The sequence below is a fragment of the Pseudomonas sp. 1912-s genome (assembly GCF_029269205.1).
In the GTDB taxonomy this organism is placed as follows: Bacteria; Pseudomonadota; Gammaproteobacteria; order Pseudomonadales; family Pseudomonadaceae; genus Aquipseudomonas.
Window position 1 is genome coordinate 26,919 of sequence record NZ_JARIXR010000017.1, and the last position, 19,476, is coordinate 46,394.

Consider the following 19,476-nt stretch of genomic DNA (forward strand, 5'->3'; position numbering starts at 1 on the left):
CCCCGCTAATTAATCCCGCGCAGAACGGAGTACCCCAATGACCGTGTTTAGCCTCGCTTATACCCTGCATGTACTGGCCGCCCTGATCTGGGTCGGCGGTATGTTTTTCGCCTGGATGATCCTGCGCCCCGCCGCCATGGCCGCGCTGGACGGGCCTGCCCGGCTGAAACTCTGGGTGAATGTGTTTCAACGTTTTTTTGTGTGGGTCTGGGTCGCGGTGCTGGTATTGCCGATCAGCGGTGTCGGCCTGCTGCAACTGCGCTTCAGCGGGTTTGAGACCGCGCCGCGTTATGTGCAGGTCATGATGGGGTTGTATGTGGTGATGACGGCGCTGTTTATCCGGATCCAGGCGTTGAAGTTGCCTGAGTTGCGCACGGCGGTGGCGGCTGAGGATTGGCCGGCCGGAGCGGCGGCGCTGGGGCAGATTCGCCGGTTGGTGGGGATTAACTTGATGGTGGGGTTGGTGCTGGTGGCGATTGCTTCGGCGCGGCCGATGTTCTAGGGCACCCCATACCCTGTGGCGAGGGGCTCCCTCGCCACAGGTAAAGCATTAAAGCCGTTGAACAGTCACAGCACCCGCAGGCCCCGCCGGCCCCGGCTGACCTTCCAACCCGGCCCGGCCTTTCTCGCCGCCATCGGCGCGGTACACCAGGCAACCCTTGGACTGCCCGCCTTTACCCGGCTTGCCCGCCGTGCCCGCCAAACCACCGGCACCGCCGTCCACCCAGACCTTGATCTTTTCCCCCGGGAAGTCCTGCGGCAATTCCACTCGAACCTGCGCACCCGCTGCGCCCGGTAGCCCGTCGCCACCGTTGTCGCCATTGGCACCGCGCCCGGCCGAACCCCAGGTGCAACCCGGGTCTTCGCCGTTGGCACCGTCCAGTCCGGCATAACCCTGGGCGCCCGCGCCGCCGCGGGCATCCACCGACAGCTCATCGGCCGTCAGCGAATTGATGCGCAACACCAAGTCACGCCCAGCCTTGGCCGGACGTTCATGGGTACCGGGCGCACCACGCGAGGTGATCTGACTGCCATGCTCCAGCTGCGCCTGGCGCACCTGCAGTTGCAGGGCGGTGCTGCCGGGCACGATGGCGATACGAGCTTCGCGGCCCAGGTGCAGCTCATCCACCGTCACCTGGGTGATATTTGAAGGGATCAGCAGGGTGCCGTAATCCGCCACCTCCAGCCGCTCCAATTGCAACACGCTGCTGCTGTTCGGCAGGCGCATCAACGAATTGGTGTCAACGCTGACGCTCTGGGCCAGGGCAATGGGGCTGACCAACAGGGCCAACAGAAAAACCTTACGCATGATTGGCCTCCTTGTTTACATCATTAACCGGTGCCGGCGCCGAAAGGCTCTGCACATGGAACATACCCACCAGCAGGATCTGCAAGCGGTCACGCCAGGGATGGGCACGATTTTTCACGCTGCCGTTGAACAGCAGCAATTCAAGAAGGTGGGTCAACAGCAACAGGCTGCCGGCCAGATTGACCAACAGGTGGAACGGGTTGATCAGCGGCGAGAACAGATTGACCACCACCACGACCCAGAACAGCAACGTCAAAAACTTCCCCAGCCCCCAAAACACCTTCATCCCGCACGCTCCCCTTGCACATTATTCTTTGGGCGCACAGTAACGACTTCTACAGGCGTTGTGCCAGTGAAGGATTAAAAAATTGATGAAGGGGCCCCCGTGGATCCCACGGGGGCCTTGAGGCTCTGTCAGCGGTTGATCTGAATTTCCACGCGACGGTTCAGCGCGCGGCCGTCAGCGGTTTTGTTGTCCGCCACCGGATGGCTTTCACCGGCGCCGGTCACCGAGACAAAACTGCTGCGCGGGATGCCGGAACTGACCAGATAGTCGGTTACCGAGTGAGCGCGTCGTTCAGAGAGTTTCTGGTTGTAGGCGTCTTTCCCGACGCTGTCGGTATGCCCGCTGACTCGCAGTTGCGCACTCGGGGCCTCTTTTTTCAGGCGGGTGGCGATGGTGTCGAGCTTGGTTTTATCGGCGGCCGTCAGCTTGGCGGAGTCGAACTCGAAGTGCACGTCACGAATCACGATGGTCTCTTCCTTGACCACCACCACTTCTTCTTGAACCACGGCTACCGGAACCGGTGGGCAGCCATTGGCATCCACCTGCACGCCTTTTGGCGTACCCGGGCACTTGTCGCGGCTGTCCGGCACGCCGTCGCCGTCTTCGTCACCGTCGCCGTGCACCCAGCAATAGGCGCCGGCCATGCCGCCGATCAGCAACGCGCCATAGCCCGCATAGGCAGAGCTTTCAGTCGCGCCGATGGCAGCACCGGTCACACCGCCAACCGCGGCGCAGGTGGGCCAGTCGGTTTTTTGCAAGCCTGCGCAACCTGTCAATACTCCGGTTAGCAGAACCAAGGGTAGAGCTGTCCGCATGATGCTCATCTGACTTTCTCCTGAGGGGATCGGCGGGGGCCGACGAGTGGAGTAAAGACGGCTCTTTTCATCTGCGCCAGCGTGTCACACCCCTGTATTCATTGGGCCCGGCTGTTTATTCTCGCCGCCCGCTCTAGGCCCGCACGCTCAGGCAGGCTAGTCTCTACGGTCCTGATGTGAGGATCTTCGATGACCGCCGGTATTTCTGCCCGTACACCCCAGCAAGCGCTCGCCGCGCTGCTTGATCTACACGCGCCAAAACGCCTGCTTTTATTGGGTGCCAGCCAGTTCCCGGCGTTGGATGCGTTCAAGGAGGCCCACCCGGATACCGTGGTGTCCTTCGCCGAGCCCGGTCCCTTGCCCGCCGACCTCGCCGCCCAGCGTTTTGACCTGGCGCTGGTGGTCGATTGCCTGGAACACCTGTCAAAACCTGCGGGCCTGACCCTGCTGGGGGGCATTCGCAACCTCAATGCCAGCCGCATTGCAGCGCTGGTGGACCTGGCCGCCTGCAACTGGAAGGACACCGACTTCTTTTCCCTGGCCCTGCAAGCCAGCGAGCGTTTCCAGCGCGAAGAGCAGGTTTTGACACTGTTTACCTATGATCTGCTTGACTATAAACAGGTGCCGGATTGGCTGAACGCCCGCTTCTGGGCCAACCCGCAAAACTTTGGCAAGTATTGGTGGTAACCCGATGAGTACATCCATTTGCCCCTGCGGCAGTGGCAACCTGCTGGATGCCTGCTGCGGCCATTATCACGCCGGCCACCCGGCTCCTTGCGCCGAAGCATTGATGCGTTCGCGCTACAGCGCCTATGTGCTGGGCCTGGTGGACTACCTGGTGGCCACCACGTTACCTGCGCAACAAGCCGGGCTGGACACGGCCGCCATCGGTGCCTGGAGCGCCCAAAGCACCTGGCTGGGCCTGACGGTGGAAAGCTCCGAAGTGTTCGGCGGCCAGCCGGAACACGCCTTTGTGACCTTTACCGCACGCTGGCATGACAGCACTGGCGAACACAGCCACCGCGAGCGCTCATCGTTCGTACAGAACAATGAACACTGGTACTTCATCGACCCGACAGTGGACGTGAAGGCCGGACGCAATGACGCCTGCCTGTGCGGCAGCGGGCAGAAATTCAAGAAGTGCTGTTCCAGCTACCTCTGACATTCATTGATACCCGGTAGGCTCGCGCTTGCTATGCTGACTCTTCATACGGAGTAACGGCATGGTTTCTCAGGCGCGGGTATTCAGGACTTACAGCCTTCTGCTGGCGTTGATGCTAGGGCTTTCCGGCTGCGCGTCCTGGTTTGCCGACGACGCGCCTGCCCCGGAGGTCCGGCTGGTCAAGGTCGACCCGGTGCGGGTCAAGTTGCTGGAGCAGAAGTTCAAGCTGTACTTTCGCGTGGATAACCGCGACGACAACGATTTGACCGTGCGCGGCCTGGTGTACAAGGTCAGCCTGGGCACGATGGTGCTGACCGAGGGCGAGTCCAATGAATGGCTGACCGTACCGCCCCACAGCCACGCGTTTTTCCGGGTTTCGGTGCGTACCAACCTGTGGCCACAAATCCGCGATGTGGTCGATATGTTGAAAAACCCACGGGAGCCCGTTCCCTATCGTCTTGAAGGCGAGTTGAAAACCGGTTTATTTATCGGGAACGACGTGCAGGTGCTGCGCAATGGCGAGATAATGCCCGGCGATTTTATTCCGGAGCGACATCAATGACTCAGCAACCCCATGTCCATGGTCCTGACTGCAACCACGATCACGATCACCATGATCACGACCACGGCCATGTCCACGGCCCGAACTGCGGCCACGCTCACCAGGAGCCGGTGCGCAACACGTTGAAGGACGTGGGTCGCAACGATCCTTGCCCGTGCGGCAGCGAGAAGAAATTCAAGAAGTGCCACGGGGCTTGATACCCTGAACACTGGTCAGTGTGGGAGCTGGCTTGCCTGCGATAGCAATCTTTCAGACAACATTGGTGTGACTGAAACACCGCTATCGCAGGCAAGCCAGCTCCCACATTTTGACCGTATTTCAACCTAGAGTTTTGCGCTGAAACTGCAACACCACCTCCAATCCCCCGCCTTCCCGATTGCTCAAGCTCAACCGCCCGTCATGGGCACTGGCAATCGTATGCGCGATGCTCAACCCCAGCCCGTAGCCGCCGGTTTCCACATTGCGCGAGCCTTCCACCCGGTAAAACGGCTCCATCACCTGCTCCAGCTGTTCCTGGGGAATCCCGGGCCCACGGTCGCTGATCACAATCCTTAAGCTGTCCGCCTTGTCCTCAACCCGCACCACCACTTCGCTGCCATAACGTACTGCGTTCTCCAGCAGGTTCTGCACGCAACGCTTGAGGCTGCGGGCGTACCCCGGCAGCGGCTGTTTGGCCCGCCCTTCTATCGTCACCGTCTCACCCACATCCTGAAGGTCTGCCTGCAAGCTTTGCAGCAAGGCGTTGATGTCGATGTTCTGGCGTTTCTCGTTGATTTCGCCGCTGCTGACAAAATCCAGGGTGCTGGACACCATGTGTTCCATTTCTTCCAGGTCGCTGCGAAAACGCTCCTTGGTGCGGTTGTCGTCGAGCATTTCCGTGCGTAAGCGCAGGCGTGTGATGGGAGAGCGCAGGTCGTGGGAAATCGCCGCCAGGAAGCGCGTGCGCTCGGCGATGTTGGCGATCAGCCGCTGCTGCATGGCATTGAACGCCTGGGCGGCGCGGCGCACTTCGGTGGGGCCGTCGACGGCCAGCGGTGGCCGTTGAATGTCCCGGCCTAGCGCTTCAGCCGCCTTGGCCAACGCATTCAGCGGGCGAATGGCCAGACGAACGGCCACCAGGGCGATGATCACCAGCACCACGACCCGCAGCAGATAAATACGCATCACGTAGTCGAATAACAGGTCCATCGGCGAAGTACTGGTCCAGCCCTGCTCTTCGGTGGCCTCCACCTGCAACCAGCGCCCGTCCGGCAAACGCAGGTCAATCAGGAACTGTCCCACCACCGGTTTGGAACCGAGCAAGGTCGAAAGCCCCGCGTGCCGGCCTTTGGCGTCCAGCAACTTGAGGCTCAACAAATGCAGGTTCTGCGTGTAGCCGGTCTTCTCCGAGAGCACTTTATTCAGCAGACGCTCGGTGGACTGGTCGCTGTCGCTGATGCGGCTCGGCACATCACTGGCCTGATCACTGAGCGTCAGGCGAAAACGCGGTGTATCGAGCATCTTGATCAGTAGATCAGCCTGCGCCGGATCGCTGTGCACCAGCCGCACCACGTCCGCCAGGCGTGTGGCGATCAGCCGGCTGGGGATTTCCAGCACCTGGCCGTGGCGCATGTCGTACCAGATGCTGCTGGTGAGCGCCTGGGCCGCGAGCATGCCGCTGACCAGGATCAGCACCAGCCGGCCAAACAGCGAACGCGGCAGCAGTTTCACGATTGCAGCACCACGTCGTCGGCGGTGAGCATGTAACCCTCGTTGCGCACGGTCTTGATCAGCCCAGCCGGCAATTGCGAGCGCAGGCGGCTGACGCACACATCAATCGAGCGGTCGAACGGCGTGCTGTCCTTGTCGAACACGTGGTTGAGCAAAAAGTCGCGGCTCAGCGGCCGGTTGGGGTGCTGCAACAGCAGGCGCAATACCCGGTAATCGGAGTTGCCAAGGCTCACCACCACACCTTCCGGCGAGAGCAGTTGGCGTGCCCGGGTGTCCAGTTGCCAGCCGGCGAAGCTGATGCTCGGTGCTTCATCCAGCCGCGCCCGGTCCGGAAAACTCTGCACCCGGCGCAGCACCACCTTGATCCGCACCAGCAACTCCCGCGGGTCGAACGGCTTGGGCAAGTAATCGTCGGCGCCGATTTCCAGGCCGACAATCCGGTCGATCAGCGTGCCCTTGGCGGTGAGCATGATCACCGGCGTGTTGGAGCTCACCCGCAATTCGCGGCACAAACTCAGGCCGTCTTCGCCGGGCAGCATCAGGTCGAGCACGATCAGGTCAATGACATTCAGCGCCAGGCGGCGGCGCATTTCCTTGCCGTCGCCAGCGGTGGACACCTGGAAGCCGGCGTCACTCAGGTAGTCACACAACAGCTGGCGGATTTGCGGGTCGTCATCAACGATCAACAGGTGGTCTTGCTTGGCCATGGGGCAACTCGTCCGAAACTCAAAAGGCAGGAGATAGCCGAAACGTCAGCCAGGCGTACGCGCAAATGTAATGGAATGTTGTGGGAAGCGGTAATCGCGCATCCACATTACAAAGCCACGGCGTGGCGGCCGGTATCGGTCTTTAGACTACCGAATCTAAATGAGATTAATTGTAATTTAGCCTAGGTCACTCCGAATGCCATTGCCTTCCCCTCGCGCCTTGTCGCTGCCCTCGACCCTTGCGCCGATGTTCGGCCTGCTTGCCGCCGGCAGCCTTTCTCCCACCGCCTGGGCCGATGCGCCGGTGGCAGCGTCCAACGATTCGGTGCTGAGCCTGCCGGAAATCAAGGTCGACGGTGAAGCCACCTCCACCTTCAAGGTCGACCGGGTGACCTCGGCAAAAATCAGCCAGCCGCTGCTGGACGCTCCGCAAAGCGTGACCATCGTCCCGCAGCAGGTGCTCAAGGAGCAGAACGCGCAAACCTTGCAGGAAGTGTTGCGCAACGTGCCGGGCATTACCTTCATGTCCGGCGAAGGCAACCTGGGCTGGGGTGACCTGTTTTCGATTCGCGGGTTTTCTTCGGAGCAGAGCCTGACCGTCGACGGCGTGCGCGATGCCGGCCAATCGACCCGCACCGACACCTTCAACCTGCAACAGGCGGAAGTGTTCAAGGGTACTGGCTCGATCGAATCCGGCGTTTCCGCCGTAGGCGGCAGCGTCAACCTGGTGAGTAAAGAAGCCCACCTGGGGGATGCCAACAAACTCTCCGCCGGCATCGGCACCGACAGCTACCGCCGCCTCACGGGCGATTTCAACAAGCAGTTGAACGACACCACCGCCCTGCGCATCAACCTGATGAAACACTACAACCAAGTGGCCGAACGCGACGACGTGGACTACGACCGCTGGGGCATCGCGACGTCCCTCGGCTTGGGCCTGGGCACCGACACGCGCCTGTTTATCGACACCTTCTACCAGAAGGACGACAACACCCCGGACGGCGGCGTGCCGATCCAGCGCGGCACCGATGGCGACCGCATGCCCGGCGTGAAGCGCTCCAACTGGTATGGCGACTCACACCTGTACACCCAGCAAACCAAAACCACTTCGCTGACCACCCGCTTCGAACATGATTTCGACTGGAACGAAGCGACCCTGAAAAACCAGACCAAGTGGGAGCGCACCGACAATTTCGCGGTACTTTCACCGGCACGCTTCTTTGCCGCCAACGCCAATGGCCAGAAAACCTGCACCGGCACGCGCTGTGCGACCTTGGGCTACACCGGCGTAGGACCGATCAGCCAAGTGCCCGGCAGCACGGTAAATGCCTACCCGGGATACACCAACAGCGGTAACACCGCCTACGGCATTCTGCGGGGCAGCGACTTCGGCCAGTCGACGCGCTACACCATCCTCGACAACCAGACCGACTTCGCCTTCAAGCTCAACACCGGCGGCCTGGAACACGCGGTGGTCAGCGGGCTTGAGTTCTATCACGAGACCTACGGCGGCCTGAAACGCAACGCCGAAGTCCCGGCCGGCGATCTGTTCTTCGACATGAACGACCCGAACCACAGCTTCGCCAGCACCACCGTGACCAAGGGCGAAGGCCAGCCGCGTTCGGTGATCGACAACGCCGGCATCTACCTGGGTGACACCATCACCCTGAACGAACAGTGGCAGGTGCTTGGCTCCCTGCGCTACGACAACTGGCAGGCCAAGACCACCCAGCGTGGCCAGGCATCCGTCGACAGCACCGACGGTGCCGTGAGCGGACGGGTCGGCGCGGTGTACAAGCCTCTGCCTAACGGCAGCATCTACGTGTCCTACAGCGAAGCGGCACAACCGTCGGCCCTGGGCGCATCGACCAACAACCAGATCTACGGCGCCGCCAGCACCAGCAACTACACCCCGGCCAAGTCGAAAACCTACGAAATCGGCACCAAGTGGGACATTGCCCACGACCTGCTGAACGTCACCGCCGCGATCTTCCGCACCGAACTGGACAACTCCTGGGAATACCAGGACGGCGAAACCGCCCCGGTCCGCGCCCTCCCGGCCAAACGCGTAGACGGCGTGGAACTGGGCCTGCAAGGCAATATCACCCCGCGCTGGACGGTGTACAGCGGGTTCTCGGCGCTCAAAAGCACCCAGACCAAGGGCGCCAACAAAGGCGAGGAAGCCAAGAACGTTCCCGACCTGACCGCCAACCTGTGGACCACCTACGCCGTCACCGACGACCTGAGCCTGAGCTACGGCGCGCAATACGTAGGACGCCGCCGCTACAGCGACAACAAATACGTCGGCGGCCTGAACAACAACAGCAGCTACGCCAACGGCCCGTCCGGCGTCTACGCGATCTACACCCGCGACCACGAAAAGGCCCCCGGCTACTGGCTCAACAACGTGGCCGCGCAATACAAAGTAACCAAGCAAACCACGGTCAACCTCAACCTCAACAACGTGTTTAACACGTTCTACTACAGCCAGATCGGCGCGTCCCTGGACGGCTTCCAGCTCTACGGCATTCCGGGCGCCGGGCGCACACTCACGGCCAGCGTCGACTATGAGTTTTAAGCCGTGCTGATCGAAATCCCGGCGCTGTTGAGCGCCGATGAAGTCGAGGTGGCCGTCGCCACCTTGCTCCATCAGCCGTGGGTCGACGGCAAAGTCACCGCCGGGCAGCGCTCGGCCATGGCGAAAAATAACCGGCAGTTGCCGGAAGACGCTCCGGTGGCGATTCGCCTGGGTGAGCAGATTCTGTCGCGGCTGTCGGACAACGCGCTGTTCATGTCCGCCGCCCTGCCGAAGAAAATCTACCCGCCGTTGTTCAACCGCTACAGCGGCGGCGAGGCCTTCGACTGGCATATCGACAATGCCATTCGCGGCCTCAAGGGCGTGCGCGAGCGCGTACGCACCGACATTTCCGCCACCTTGTTCCTGGCCGACCCGGCCAGCTATGACGGTGGTGAACTGGTGATTCGCGACACCTTCGGCGAACACGCGGTGAAGCTGCCCGCCGGGCACTTGCTGATGTATCCCGGCAGCAGCCTGCACAAGATCAACCCGGTCACCCGGGGCGAGCGCATCGCCAGTTTCTTCTGGATCGAAAGCCTGGTGCGCGAAGACAGCCAGCGCCAACTGCTGCTGGACATGGACGTGGCCATTCAACGCCTCACCGCGCAACACGCCGACGACCACGCTCTGCTGCAACTGAGCGGCGCCTATCACAACCTTTTGCGGCGCTGGAGCGATGTCTGATGCGCCGCCTTCACCTGGAGTTCTCGCCATGCTGAAACCCCGCAACTTCCTTAAGCTGGGCGCGCTGTTTGCCGTGCTGATCCTTGGCCACGCCGAAACGGCCGCCGCCCATGAAGTCACCGACGTGCTGGGCCGCAAGGTCGACGTGCCGGACCACGTGCAGCGTGTGGTGCTCGGCGAAGGCCGGCTGATTTCGGCCTTTGCCTTGCTGGACAAGGACGCGCCGTTCCAGCGGATTGTCGGCTGGCAGAATGATTTGAAGCTGCTGGATGCCCACACCTACAACGCCTACGTGGCGAAATTTCCGACGGTAAAAGACATCCCGCTGATTGGTCAGGCCTCGGAGCAAAGCGTCAGCGCCGAGGAAATTCTCTCGCTGAAACCGGACCTGGCGGTGTTCAGCATTTCCGGCCACGGCCCGACTGAACACAGCCCGGTGGCGGATGTGTTGGCCAAGGCGGGGATCGCGGTGTTGTTCGTCGACTTCCGCATCAACCCGGTGCAAGGCACCCACACCAGCATGACCGCCCTGGGGCAGGCCCTTGGCCGGGAAACCCAGGCCAAGGCGTTCCTCGACTTTTACGACCAGCACGTCAAGGTGATCACCGACGCCGTCGCCACCTTGCCGGCCGGGCCGCGTCCGAGTGTGTTCCTGGAATTGCTCGCCGGCGCCTGGCAGGCACCGGGGCACACCACCGGCAAGAGCGGCATGGGTGAAGTGATCAAACTGGTGGGCGGGCGCAACATCGCCGCCGACGTGGTGCCGGGAGCGCTGGGGGACATCAGTGTCGAGTACGCGCTGAAGGCCGACCCGGATGTGTACGTGGCCACCGGCAATCACAAGCCGGGGTTGATTCTGGGGGCTGGCGTGAGCAATGAAGACGCGCGCGCCGCGTTTGACAGCGTGCTGGCACGTCCGGAGTTCGTGAACCTTCGGGCGATTCGTGAGGGCAATGCCCACGGCCTGTGGCATGACTTCTACAACTCGCCATACAACCTGCTGGCGATTGAAGCGCTGGCCAAGTGGATCCATCCGGCGCTGTTCGCCAAGCTGGACCCGCAGGCGACCATGGAAGCGATGAACCAGCAGTTCCTCGGCATGCCGCTGCAGGGTGCTTACTGGATTGATGGCAAGGCCAAGTAACTAATAAGGCTCACACCCCATTCCCTGCCTGGACAAGGTTCCTGTGGGAGCTGGCTTGCCTGCGATAGCGGTGTTGGATTCACCATCGCCATCGCAGGCAAGCCAGCTCCCACACTGACCGAGTACCGGCAGGGATTTTCGTCGTTTTCAAGGCTGCGAATCCAATGACCACTCAAACCCTCGACCTCGCCACCGCCAGCCAGGGCTATCGCCGCCTGCTCGCGCGCCGCTGCTGGCTGCTGGCCCTGCTGGGGGGCGCGCTGGTTTGCGCGATCCTCGTGGACCTGGCCAGCGGCCCGTCGGGCATGGGCCTTGGCGCCCTGCTCGACGGTTTGCTGCACCCGGCCCACTTGAGCGCCACCGACCAGGTGATTATCTGGAACGTGCGCCTGCCCTACGCCTTGATGGCGGTGTTGGTCGGTTGCGCACTGTCGCTGGCAGGCGCCGAGATGCAGGCCATCCTTAATAACCCGCTGGCCAGTCCGTTCACGCTGGGGGTTTCATCGGCGGCGGCGCTGGGCGCATCCCTGGTGATTGTGTTTCCGGTGACGACGCTGTGGGTGTCGGCCAATACGGCGATTTCCATTTCGGCGTTTGTGTTCGCTGCCGCCTCGGTCTTTTTGCTGCAAGCCATGTCACGCCTGCGCGGTGCCGGGGTGGAAAGCCTGGTGCTGTTCGGGATTGCGCTGGTGTTCAGTTGCAATGCAGTGGTCGCCCTGTTGCAACTGGTCGCCACCGAGGATGTGCTGCAACAACTGGTGTTCTGGACCCTGGGCAGCGTGACCCGGGCCAACTGGGACAAGCTCGGCATCCTCGCGTTTGTGGTCGCCGTGGTCATGCCCTTTTCCTTCGCCGCCGCCCCGCGCCTGACCTTGCTGCGCATGGGCGAAGACCGCGCGCAAAGCTTCGGCGTCGACGTGAAACGCCTGCGGTTTTTCTCGTTGTTGCGCATCAGCCTGCTGTCGGCCACCGCCGTGGCGTTTGTGGGAACCATCGGTTTTATCGGCCTGGTAGGTCCGCATATCGCGCGGATTCTGGTGGGTGAAGACCAGCGTTTCCTGTTGCCGGCCAGCGCGCTTGTCGGCGCATTACTGCTGTCGCTGTCGTCCATCGCCAGCAAGCTGATCATGCCCGGCGTGATTGTGCCGGTGGGCATCGTCACCGCACTGGTGGGTGTGCCGATTTTCGTGTTGCTGGTGTTCAAGCGCGGGAGGCAGTTATGAGTACGGGATTGTCGATTCAGAACGCCCACGTCAGTTATGGACGGCGCCAGATTGTGCATGACCTGAGCCTGCCGACCCTGGCCCATGGCAGCCTGACCGCGCTGATCGGGCCGAACGGTGCGGGCAAGTCAACGTTGCTGCGGGCGGTGGCCGGGTTGGAAAAGATGCAGGGCGTTGTCAGATTGGGTGACCTGGACCTGACGAAAATGTCCGTTGGCGAGCGCGCCCGACGCGTGACCTACATGCCGCAGAACCTGCCGCCGGGCTTGAGCCTGAGCGTGATGGAAAGCGTGATCGCGGCGCTGCGGGTGGCGAACGTCGAGGGCATTCCGCTTTCAAGCGACGCGTGCATGCGCGAGGCGTTTGATGCGTTGCATCGGATTGGCATCGCTCATCTGGCGGATCAGCTGTTAAGCACGTTATCCGGCGGCCAACGGCAACTGGTCAGCCTGGCGCAACTGATTGCGCGCCGCCCGCAGGTGATGCTGCTGGATGAGCCGACCAGTGCGCTGGATTTGAACTATCAGTTGAAGGTCATGGATTGCGTTCGGGGTTTGGTGCGCGAGCACAACCTGATTGCGGTGGTGGTACTGCACGACATCAACCTCGCGGCGCGTTATGCCGACCATATCGCAGTGCTGCGCCAGGGCCGGCTATATGCCAGTGGTGCAGCGGATGACGTGCTGGATGCGGCACTGTTTGCCGAAGTCTATGGCGTGCAGGTGCGCATCGAGCGCTGTTCGCAGCAGACGTTGCAGGTGTTGGTGGATGGTGCGGTGGCTTAACTGCCGACAAAAACCTCTGTAGTGAGGCGGTTGTTGTGGTGAGGGGGCTTGTCCCCCGTTGGGCCGCGCAGCGGCCCCAGTACAGCCAGCGCGCTCTTTCAGTTAAAACGCTGAGGCAGGTCTTGGGTCTGCTTCGCAGCCCAGCGTGGGGCAAGCCCGCTCACCACCGGAACGAATTTCCATATCGATAGACCTAAATGTTTCATTGAATTTTCGTCACCCTAACATTACCTATACCTACAGGCATTCGCTCAAGCGTCACCACCCTTGGAGAGCTTCATGATCGACCTGTATTACTGGACCACCCCCAACGGTCACAAAGTGTCGTTGTTCCTGGAAGAAGCCGGTCTGCCTTACGAGGTGCACCCGATCAACATCGGCCAGGGCGAGCAGTTCAAGCCCGACTTCCTGAAAATCGCCCCCAACAACCGCATTCCGGCGATCGTCGATCAGAACCCGACCGACGGTGGCGCGCCGATTTCCCTGTTCGAATCCGGTGCGATCCTGCTGTACCTCGCGGAAAAAACCGGCCAGTTCATTCCCCAGGACCTGCGCGGTCGTCAGGAAGCGCTGCAATGGCTGTTCTGGCAAATGGGTGGACTGGGCCCGATGGCCGGGCAGAATCATCACTTCAGCCAGTTCGCCCCGGAAAAAATCCCCTACGCGATCAAACGTTATGTGGATGAGACCGCCCGCCTGTATGGCGTGCTCGACCGGCGCCTGGCCGACCGTCAGTTTGTGGCCGGCGAGGAATACAGCATTGCCGACATGGCGATCTACCCGTGGATCGTTTCCCACAAGTGGCAGAGCCAGAAGCTGGAAGACTTCCCACATGTAGAACGCTGGTTCAACCACATCAAGCAACGCCCCGCGACGGTGCGTGCTTATGAGCTGGTGCAGAAGGTCAATCCGCCGAAATCCTGAAGGTCGACGGGATCAAAAATGTGGGAGCGGGCTTGCTCGCGAATGCGGTGGATCAGCCACAACTCTTTTAGCTGATACACCGCATTCGCGAGCAAGCCCGCTCCCACACTGATTTGTGCCCGACTAGAAACCTTACGCAAATCCTGAAATAAGCATCGCCTCCCGCTTGCGTCGTTTCGCCGCGCTCACTAACGTAGCGCCTTTACTGACGCTACCCCCCGCAGGAGCTTTGCCATGGCCTCGCCAGCCCTCTCACATTTTCTTCCCCGGTTCGGCGTTGCCGCGGCCATTGCCAGTGCCTTGGGCCTGGCCGGTTGCCAGTTACAAAGCACCCAAGACACCCTGCCTCCGGTTTCCGGCGTGCAGCCCATCAAGGGCCTCGCGCAGAACGTTTCCGTGCGCCGCAACAGCCAGGGCATCCCGCTGATTGAAAGCAGCACGTTCCATGACGCGCTGTTCACCCTGGGCTATGTGCACGCCAGCGACCGCATCACGCAAATGGTCACCCTGCGCCTGCTGGCCCAGGGCCGTCTGGCAGAAATGTCGGGGCCGGACGTGCTGGATGTCGACCGTTTCATGCGGGCGGTCAACCTGCGCAAGAGCGCCGGCGAGCTGTATAACGCTTCGTCGCCACGCCTCAAGCGCTTCTTTGAAGTGTATGCGCGCGGGGTCAATGCCTACCTGTTCCGCTACCGCGACAAGCTGCCGCCAGACCTGGCCCAGAGCGGCTACAAGCCCGAATACTGGAAGCCGGAAGACTCCGCGCTGCTGTTCTGCCTGCTGAACTTCAGCGAGTCGACCAACTTGCAGGAAGAGTTGTCGTCGTTGGTGCTGGCGCAAAAAGTCGGCGCCGACAAACTCGCCTGGCTGACCCCAAGCTACCCGGATGAACCGTTGCCGGTGGCCGAGTCCGACAAGCTCAAGGGCATCAACCTGGGCCAGATCCCGGGCCTCGCCGCGCTGACCAGCCTCAGCGAACACCTCGGCACCTTGAACACCCTGGGCACGTCCAGTTCCAGCAACTGGGCGATCGGCCCGCAGCGCAGCCGCAGCAACAAGAGCCTGCTGGCCAATGACCTGTCGACCTCGATGCAGGCGCCGTCGCTGTGGAACTACGTGCAAATCCGCTCGCCGAAATACCAGGCCGCCGGTGTGTCGATCGCCGGTTTGCCAACCCTGCTTTCCGGCTTCAACGGCAAGGTGGCCTGGAGCATGAGCCAGGTCTCGGGCGACACCCAGGATGTGTTCCTGGAGAAGGTCAAACGCCAGGGCAACGCGCTGTACTACGAGAACAACGGCAAATGGTTGCCGGCCATCGTGCGTAACGAAACCTACTTCGCCAAGGGCCAGCGGCCGATTCGCGAAGCGGTGTACGAAACCCGCCACGGGCCGCTGCTCAACAGTGCCCAGTCGCTGAACAGCGGCTACGGCCTGGCCTTGCAGACCGCCGACTTTAAAGACGACAAGAGCCTGGACGCGTTCTTCGACCTGTCCCGTGCACAAACCGCCGGTAAAGCGTCTGACGCCACCCGGGAAATCCGCGCGATTGCCTTGAACATGGTCTTCGCCGACGCCAGCAGCATCGGCTGGCAAGTCACCGGGCGCTTCCCGAACCGCCGTGAAGGCGAAGGCCTGGTGCCGTCGCCGGGCTGGGACGGGCGTTTCGATTGGGACGGCTACGCCGACGCGATGCTGCACCCTTACGATCAGGACCCGACCCAGGGCTGGATCGGCACCGCCAACCAGCGCACGATTCCCCGCGGCTACGGCATGCAATTGTCCAACTCGTGGGCGGCGCCGGAACGCGCCGAACGTATCGCGCAACTGGCCAGCAGCGGCAAGCACGACAACCGCAGCATGATCGCCATGCAGTACGACCAGACCACCACCTTTGCCGCCAAGCTCAAGGGCATGTTCCAGGCGCCGGGCATGGCCCAGCCGCTGAAACAGGCGATCGATGGATTGCCGGCAACAGACCAGGCCAAGGCGCGGGAAGCACTGGGCCGCCTGATGGCCTTTGATGGCCGCCTGGCAGCTACCTCCGCCGACGCGGCGATTTATGAACTGTTCCTGCAGGAAAGCGCCAAGCAGATTTTCCTCGACGAACTCGGCCCGGAAAACAGCGCCACCTGGAAAGCCTTTATCGGCAACGCCAACCTGTCGTACTCGGCCGTGGCCGACCACCTGCTGGGGCGCGAAGACAGCCCGTTCTGGAATGACGCACGCACCGGACAGAAAACCGACAAGCCGGCAATCCTGGCCCGCAGCCTGACCGCCTCGATCACCGCGGGCGACAGCGCTTTGGGCGCCGATCACAAGGCCTGGCAGTGGGGCAAACTGCACAGCTACACCTGGAAGAACACCAGCGGCCAGACCATTCGCGGGCCACTGGCAGCGGGCGGCGATCACAACACGCTGAACAGCGCGCCGTACAGCTGGGGCCAGAGCTTCGACACGACCCAGGTGCCGGCGCTGCGGATGATTGTGGACTTCGGCCTGGCGGAACCGATGATGGGCCAGAGCGGCATCGGCCAATCCGGCAACCCGGCCAGCCCGAACTACGCCAATGGCATCGACCCGTGGCTGAAGGCGCAATACCTGAGCTTCCCGATGCAGCCGCAGAACTTTGACGGGGTGTATGGGAAGACGCGGTTGACGTTGGTACCCGGCAAATAACCCGGTCCCCCCTGACTCAACCGAATCAAAATGTGGGAGCGGGCTTGCTGTGGTAAGGAGGCTTGTTGTGGTGAGCGGGCTTGCCCCGCGCTGGGCTGCGAAGCAGCCCCATCAATCTGTAGTGAACCCGACGGGGGACAAGCCCCCTCACCACAGCAAGCCCGCTCCCACATTTGATTGCATGCATTCCGATAGAACTTCTCCGCTCATCCCCGCCTCATAATTAACAAGCCCATCTCCACGGCACGCCCATGGACCTTGTTATCGCCCGGCCCGAAGGCCTCTACTGCCCCGCCGGGGATTTCTACATCGACCCCTGGCGCCCGGTGGAGCGCTCGGTGATCACCCACGCCCACGGCGATCACGCCCGCACCGGCAACCAACATTACCTGGCCGCCGCCCCCGGCGAAGGGATCCTGCGTTCGCGCCTGGGCCAGGACATCAACCTGCAAACCCTGGCCTACGGCGAAACCCTGCGCCATCACGGCGTCACCTTGAGTTTTCACCCCGCCGGCCACGTGCTCGGTTCAGCCCAGGTGCGCCTGGAATACCAGGGCGAAGTCTGGGTCGCCTCCGGTGACTATAAAGTCGAGCCCGACGGCACCTGCGCACCGTTCGAACCGGTGCGCTGCCATACGTTTATCACCGAGTCGACCTTTGGCCTGCCGATCTATCGCTGGCAGCCCCAGGCGCAGATTTTTGCCGGGATCAACGACTGGTGGCAGGCGAATATCGCCGCCGGCAAAGCCAGCGTGTTGTTCTGTTATTCCTTCGGCAAGGCTCAGCGAATCCTCCACGGCATCGACGCCAGCATCGGCCCGATCCTCAGCCATGGCGCGGTCGAGCCGCTGAACCGGGTGTACCGTGAAGCCGGCATCTACATCCCCGAAACCCTCTACGCCGGTGATTTCAAAAAGACTGATCCCCTGCTGCGCCAAGCCCTGATCATCGCCCCGCCCTCGGCCGGCGGCAGTACCTGGATGCGCCGTTTCGGCGACTACAGCGACGCCTTCGCCAGCGGCTGGATGCGCCTGCGCGGCACCCGGCGGCGACGCGGGGTGGATCGCGGCTTTGTGCTCTCGGACCATGCCGATTGGCCCGGGCTGTTGTGGGCCATTGAGCAAACCGGCGCAGAACGGGTGATGGTCACCCACGGATCTGTAGGTGTGTTGGTCCGGCACCTGCGGGAAAAAGGCCTGGATGCCCAGGGCTTCACCACCGAATACGGCGATGACGAAGAGGAAGCCGCGTCATGAAAGCCTTCGCCGAGCTGTACGCCAACCTCGACGCCACCACCTCCAGCAATGCCAAGCTCGCCGCCTTACAGGCCTATTTCCTGCAGGCGCCAGCGGAAGATGCCGCGTGGGCGGTGTACTTTTTATCCGGCGGGCGGCCACGGCAACTGGTGCCCACCCGTTTGCTGCGAGACATGGCCACCGACGCCGCCGGCATTGAGCCATGGTTGTTCGAAGAGAGTTATCAGTCGGTAGGCGATCTGGCGGAAACCATTTCCCTGCTGTTACCGGAATCGCCCCACACCTCGGATGACGGCCTGGCGGTGTGGCTGGAAGAAAAACTCCTGCCCCTGCGTGGCCTGCCGCCCGAAGAGTTGGCCGAACGCCTGCCCGCGTTGTGGGCACAACTGGATCAACCGAGCCTGATGCTGTGCATCAAGCTGATCACCGGCAGTTTTCGGGTCGGCGTGTCGAAGTTGCTGGTCACCCGCGCCCTCGCCGCCATGGCCGGGCTGGACAGCAAGCGCGTGGCCCAGCGCCTGGTGGGCTACACCGACCTGTCCAATCGCCCGACCGCCGAAGGCTATCTGAAGCTGATTGCCGCTGAATCGTCCGACGAACACGCACAACGTGGCGGACAGCCTTATCCGTTTTTTCTCGCCCATGCTTTGGCCCAACCTGCGGAGCAGTTCGATGCCTTGCTCGGCGCCCCCGCAGACTGGCAAGTGGAATGGAAGTGGGACGGCATCCGCGCACAACTGGTCAAGCGCGAAGGCCGCTTGTGGGTCTGGTCCCGGGGCGAAGAACTGGTCACCGACCGCTTCCCGGAGCTGCATGACCTGGTGCACAGCCTGCCCGACGGCACGGTGATCGACGGTGAAATCGTGGTGTGGAAAGACTCGGTACAACCCTTTGCCCTGCTGCAACAGCGCATCGGCCGCAAAACCCTGAGCAAGAAAATCCTCGAAGACGCACCGGTCGCAGTGCTGGCCTATGACCTGCTGGAACACCACGGCGAAGACTGGCGCAACCACACCCAGGCCGAACGCCGGGCGCAACTGGAGCGGGTAATCAGCGATTGCGATCAGCCGATGTTGCAGGCTTCGCCATTGCTGACCGGCGACAGCTGGCAGGCATTGGCGCAGCAGCGTGAGGCGTCCCGCAGCCTGGGGGTGGAAGGTATGATGCTCAAGGCGCGGGAGGGACTCTATGGCGTGGGCCGCACCAAGGACATGGGCGTGTGGTGGAAGTGGAAAGTCGACCCGTTCAGCGTCGACGCGGTATTGATCTATGCCCAGCGTGGCCATGGCCGGCGCGCCAGCCTGCACAGCGACTACACCTTCGCCGTGTGGGACGGCCCGCCCGGCAGCGAACGTACGCTGGTGCCGTTCGCCAAGGCCTATTCCGGGCTGACTGACGAAGAAATGCGCAAGGTCGATGCAATTATCCGCAAGACCACGGTGGAGAAGTTCGGCCCGGTGAGCAGTGTGACGCCCAGTCTGGTGTTCGAGCTGGGCTTCGAGGGGATTGCGCTTTCCAAGCGGCACAAGAGCGGGATTGCGGTGCGTTTTCCGAGGATGTTGCGGTGGCGGCAGGATAAATCCGTGGATGAGGCAGACAACCTGGCCACGCTGCAAAATCTGCTGGCCTGACCCAAGCCCTTGTAGGAGCTGGCT

The 19,476-nt window shown here is 62.2% G+C and carries 19 protein-coding genes; 14 read left to right on the forward strand and 5 right to left on the reverse strand.

Annotated features, from left to right (window positions below):
* The first annotated feature begins 37 nt into the window (after positions 1 to 37).
* Complete coding sequence (locus tag P3C29_RS20495; protein ID WP_010176710.1) at positions 38 to 502, forward strand: CopD family protein; 465 nt, start codon at positions 38 to 40, stop codon at positions 500 to 502.
* A 48-nt stretch (positions 503 to 550) separates the two neighbouring features.
* Here the strand turns inward: P3C29_RS20495 and P3C29_RS20500 are convergent, their stop codons facing one another.
* The 3 genes from P3C29_RS20500 to P3C29_RS20510 all read right to left on the reverse strand — a co-directional run bounded on the left by P3C29_RS20500 (position 551) and on the right by P3C29_RS20510 (position 2,419).
* Positions 551 to 1,309: a hypothetical protein gene (locus P3C29_RS20500; RefSeq protein ID WP_010176711.1), complete on the reverse strand. Its 759-nt coding sequence runs from the start codon at positions 1,307 to 1,309 to the stop codon at positions 551 to 553.
* Positions 1,302 to 1,595, reverse strand: a complete 294-nt coding sequence (locus P3C29_RS20505; protein ID WP_010176712.1) for a DUF1145 domain-containing protein — start codon at positions 1,593 to 1,595, stop codon at positions 1,302 to 1,304. The genes P3C29_RS20500 and P3C29_RS20505 overlap by 8 nt, the downstream gene beginning before the upstream one ends.
* A gap of 128 nt (positions 1,596 to 1,723) precedes the next feature.
* Complete coding sequence (locus P3C29_RS20510; protein WP_010176713.1) at positions 1,724 to 2,419, reverse strand: OmpA family protein; 696 nt, start codon at positions 2,417 to 2,419, stop codon at positions 1,724 to 1,726.
* A 180-nt stretch (positions 2,420 to 2,599) separates the two neighbouring features.
* On the opposite strand from P3C29_RS20510, the gene P3C29_RS20515 reads away from it, so the two are divergent.
* The 4 genes from P3C29_RS20515 to P3C29_RS20530 all read left to right on the forward strand — a co-directional run bounded on the left by P3C29_RS20515 (position 2,600) and on the right by P3C29_RS20530 (position 4,331).
* A complete protein-coding gene (locus P3C29_RS20515) occupies positions 2,600 to 3,097 on the forward strand; it encodes a DUF6231 family protein (protein WP_275965304.1) in 498 nt (165 codons plus the stop codon).
* 4 nt (positions 3,098 to 3,101) lie between these two features.
* Positions 3,102 to 3,572 carry a YchJ family protein gene (locus tag P3C29_RS20520; protein WP_010176715.1) on the forward strand — a complete coding sequence of 157 codons (471 nt, stop codon included), beginning with the start codon at positions 3,102 to 3,104 and terminating at the stop codon, positions 3,570 to 3,572.
* A gap of 61 nt (positions 3,573 to 3,633) precedes the next feature.
* Positions 3,634 to 4,134 carry an LEA type 2 family protein gene (locus P3C29_RS20525; RefSeq protein ID WP_275965305.1) on the forward strand — a complete coding sequence of 167 codons (501 nt, stop codon included), beginning with the start codon at positions 3,634 to 3,636 and terminating at the stop codon, positions 4,132 to 4,134.
* Entirely contained in the window at positions 4,131 to 4,331 is a 201-nt protein-coding gene (locus P3C29_RS20530; protein ID WP_003213695.1) for an SEC-C metal-binding domain-containing protein, read from the forward strand. Before P3C29_RS20525 ends, P3C29_RS20530 begins: the two co-directional genes overlap by 4 nt.
* Before the next feature lie 121 nt (positions 4,332 to 4,452).
* On the opposite strand, the gene P3C29_RS20535 is transcribed toward P3C29_RS20530, so the two are convergent.
* Positions 4,453 to 5,844 carry an ATP-binding protein gene (locus tag P3C29_RS20535; RefSeq protein ID WP_275965306.1) on the reverse strand — a complete coding sequence of 464 codons (1,392 nt, stop codon included), beginning with the start codon at positions 5,842 to 5,844 and terminating at the stop codon, positions 4,453 to 4,455.
* On the reverse strand, positions 5,841 to 6,551 hold the full coding sequence (locus tag P3C29_RS20540) for a response regulator (protein ID WP_201121555.1): 711 nt from the start codon (positions 6,549 to 6,551) through the stop codon (positions 5,841 to 5,843). The genes P3C29_RS20535 and P3C29_RS20540 overlap by 4 nt, the downstream gene beginning before the upstream one ends.
* Before the next feature lie 196 nt (positions 6,552 to 6,747).
* Here P3C29_RS20540 and P3C29_RS20545 point away from each other — a divergent pair, with 196 nt between their 5' ends.
* From P3C29_RS20545 to P3C29_RS20585, 9 genes are all read left to right on the forward strand, one after another.
* Positions 6,748 to 9,129, forward strand: coding sequence for a TonB-dependent siderophore receptor (locus tag P3C29_RS20545; RefSeq protein ID WP_275965307.1), 2,382 nt, complete (start codon positions 6,748 to 6,750; stop codon positions 9,127 to 9,129).
* Positions 9,130 to 9,132: 3 nt separating this feature from the next.
* Positions 9,133 to 9,813 carry a Fe2+-dependent dioxygenase gene (locus P3C29_RS20550; protein ID WP_169387242.1) on the forward strand — a complete coding sequence of 227 codons (681 nt, stop codon included), beginning with the start codon at positions 9,133 to 9,135 and terminating at the stop codon, positions 9,811 to 9,813.
* Between the two features lie 28 nt (positions 9,814 to 9,841).
* Positions 9,842 to 10,957 carry an ABC transporter substrate-binding protein gene (locus P3C29_RS20555; protein ID WP_275965308.1) on the forward strand — a complete coding sequence of 372 codons (1,116 nt, stop codon included), beginning with the start codon at positions 9,842 to 9,844 and terminating at the stop codon, positions 10,955 to 10,957.
* 164 nt (positions 10,958 to 11,121) lie between these two features.
* Positions 11,122 to 12,180 (forward strand): iron ABC transporter permease, encoded by a 1,059-nt coding sequence (locus P3C29_RS20560; protein ID WP_177082240.1) that lies wholly within the window; start codon positions 11,122 to 11,124, stop codon positions 12,178 to 12,180.
* Positions 12,177 to 12,965, forward strand: coding sequence for an ABC transporter ATP-binding protein (locus P3C29_RS20565; protein WP_275965309.1), 789 nt, complete (start codon positions 12,177 to 12,179; stop codon positions 12,963 to 12,965). Before P3C29_RS20560 ends, P3C29_RS20565 begins: the two co-directional genes overlap by 4 nt.
* A 279-nt stretch (positions 12,966 to 13,244) precedes the next feature.
* The gene (locus P3C29_RS20570) at positions 13,245 to 13,889 is read left to right on the forward strand and encodes a glutathione binding-like protein (protein ID WP_010176723.1); all 645 of its coding nucleotides are present in this window, start codon (positions 13,245 to 13,247) and stop codon (positions 13,887 to 13,889) included.
* A gap of 234 nt (positions 13,890 to 14,123) precedes the next feature.
* Entirely contained in the window at positions 14,124 to 16,565 is a 2,442-nt protein-coding gene (locus P3C29_RS20575) for a penicillin acylase family protein (RefSeq protein ID WP_275965310.1), read from the forward strand.
* A gap of 251 nt (positions 16,566 to 16,816) precedes the next feature.
* Entirely contained in the window at positions 16,817 to 17,821 is a 1,005-nt protein-coding gene (locus P3C29_RS20580) for a ligase-associated DNA damage response exonuclease (protein ID WP_201121561.1), read from the forward strand.
* Complete coding sequence (locus P3C29_RS20585) at positions 17,818 to 19,452, forward strand: ATP-dependent DNA ligase (protein WP_275965311.1); 1,635 nt, start codon at positions 17,818 to 17,820, stop codon at positions 19,450 to 19,452. Before P3C29_RS20580 ends, P3C29_RS20585 begins: the two co-directional genes overlap by 4 nt.
* Positions 19,453 to 19,476 lie beyond the last annotated feature (24 nt).

Coding starts and splice junctions, on each gene's coding strand:
- P3C29_RS20560 (WP_177082240.1), top strand. CDS start 11,122: ATGACCACTCAAACCCTCGACCTCGCCACCGCCAGCCAGGGCTATCGC.
- P3C29_RS20525 (WP_275965305.1), top strand. CDS start 3,634: ATGGTTTCTCAGGCGCGGGTATTCAGGACTTACAGCCTTCTGCTGGCG.
- P3C29_RS20585 (WP_275965311.1), top strand. CDS start 17,818: ATGAAAGCCTTCGCCGAGCTGTACGCCAACCTCGACGCCACCACCTCC.
- P3C29_RS20505 (WP_010176712.1), bottom strand. CDS start 1,595: ATGAAGGTGTTTTGGGGGCTGGGGAAGTTTTTGACGTTGCTGTTCTGG.
- P3C29_RS20545 (WP_275965307.1), top strand. CDS start 6,748: ATGCCATTGCCTTCCCCTCGCGCCTTGTCGCTGCCCTCGACCCTTGCG.
- P3C29_RS20500 (WP_010176711.1), bottom strand. CDS start 1,309: ATGCGTAAGGTTTTTCTGTTGGCCCTGTTGGTCAGCCCCATTGCCCTG.
- P3C29_RS20570 (WP_010176723.1), top strand. CDS start 13,245: ATGATCGACCTGTATTACTGGACCACCCCCAACGGTCACAAAGTGTCG.
- P3C29_RS20510 (WP_010176713.1), bottom strand. CDS start 2,419: ATGAGCATCATGCGGACAGCTCTACCCTTGGTTCTGCTAACCGGAGTA.
- P3C29_RS20540 (WP_201121555.1), bottom strand. CDS start 6,551: ATGGCCAAGCAAGACCACCTGTTGATCGTTGATGACGACCCGCAAATC.
- P3C29_RS20495 (WP_010176710.1), top strand. CDS start 38: ATGACCGTGTTTAGCCTCGCTTATACCCTGCATGTACTGGCCGCCCTG.
- P3C29_RS20580 (WP_201121561.1), top strand. CDS start 16,817: ATGGACCTTGTTATCGCCCGGCCCGAAGGCCTCTACTGCCCCGCCGGG.
- P3C29_RS20575 (WP_275965310.1), top strand. CDS start 14,124: ATGGCCTCGCCAGCCCTCTCACATTTTCTTCCCCGGTTCGGCGTTGCC.
- P3C29_RS20520 (WP_010176715.1), top strand. CDS start 3,102: ATGAGTACATCCATTTGCCCCTGCGGCAGTGGCAACCTGCTGGATGCC.
- P3C29_RS20555 (WP_275965308.1), top strand. CDS start 9,842: ATGCTGAAACCCCGCAACTTCCTTAAGCTGGGCGCGCTGTTTGCCGTG.
- P3C29_RS20530 (WP_003213695.1), top strand. CDS start 4,131: ATGACTCAGCAACCCCATGTCCATGGTCCTGACTGCAACCACGATCAC.
- P3C29_RS20565 (WP_275965309.1), top strand. CDS start 12,177: ATGAGTACGGGATTGTCGATTCAGAACGCCCACGTCAGTTATGGACGG.
- P3C29_RS20515 (WP_275965304.1), top strand. CDS start 2,600: ATGACCGCCGGTATTTCTGCCCGTACACCCCAGCAAGCGCTCGCCGCG.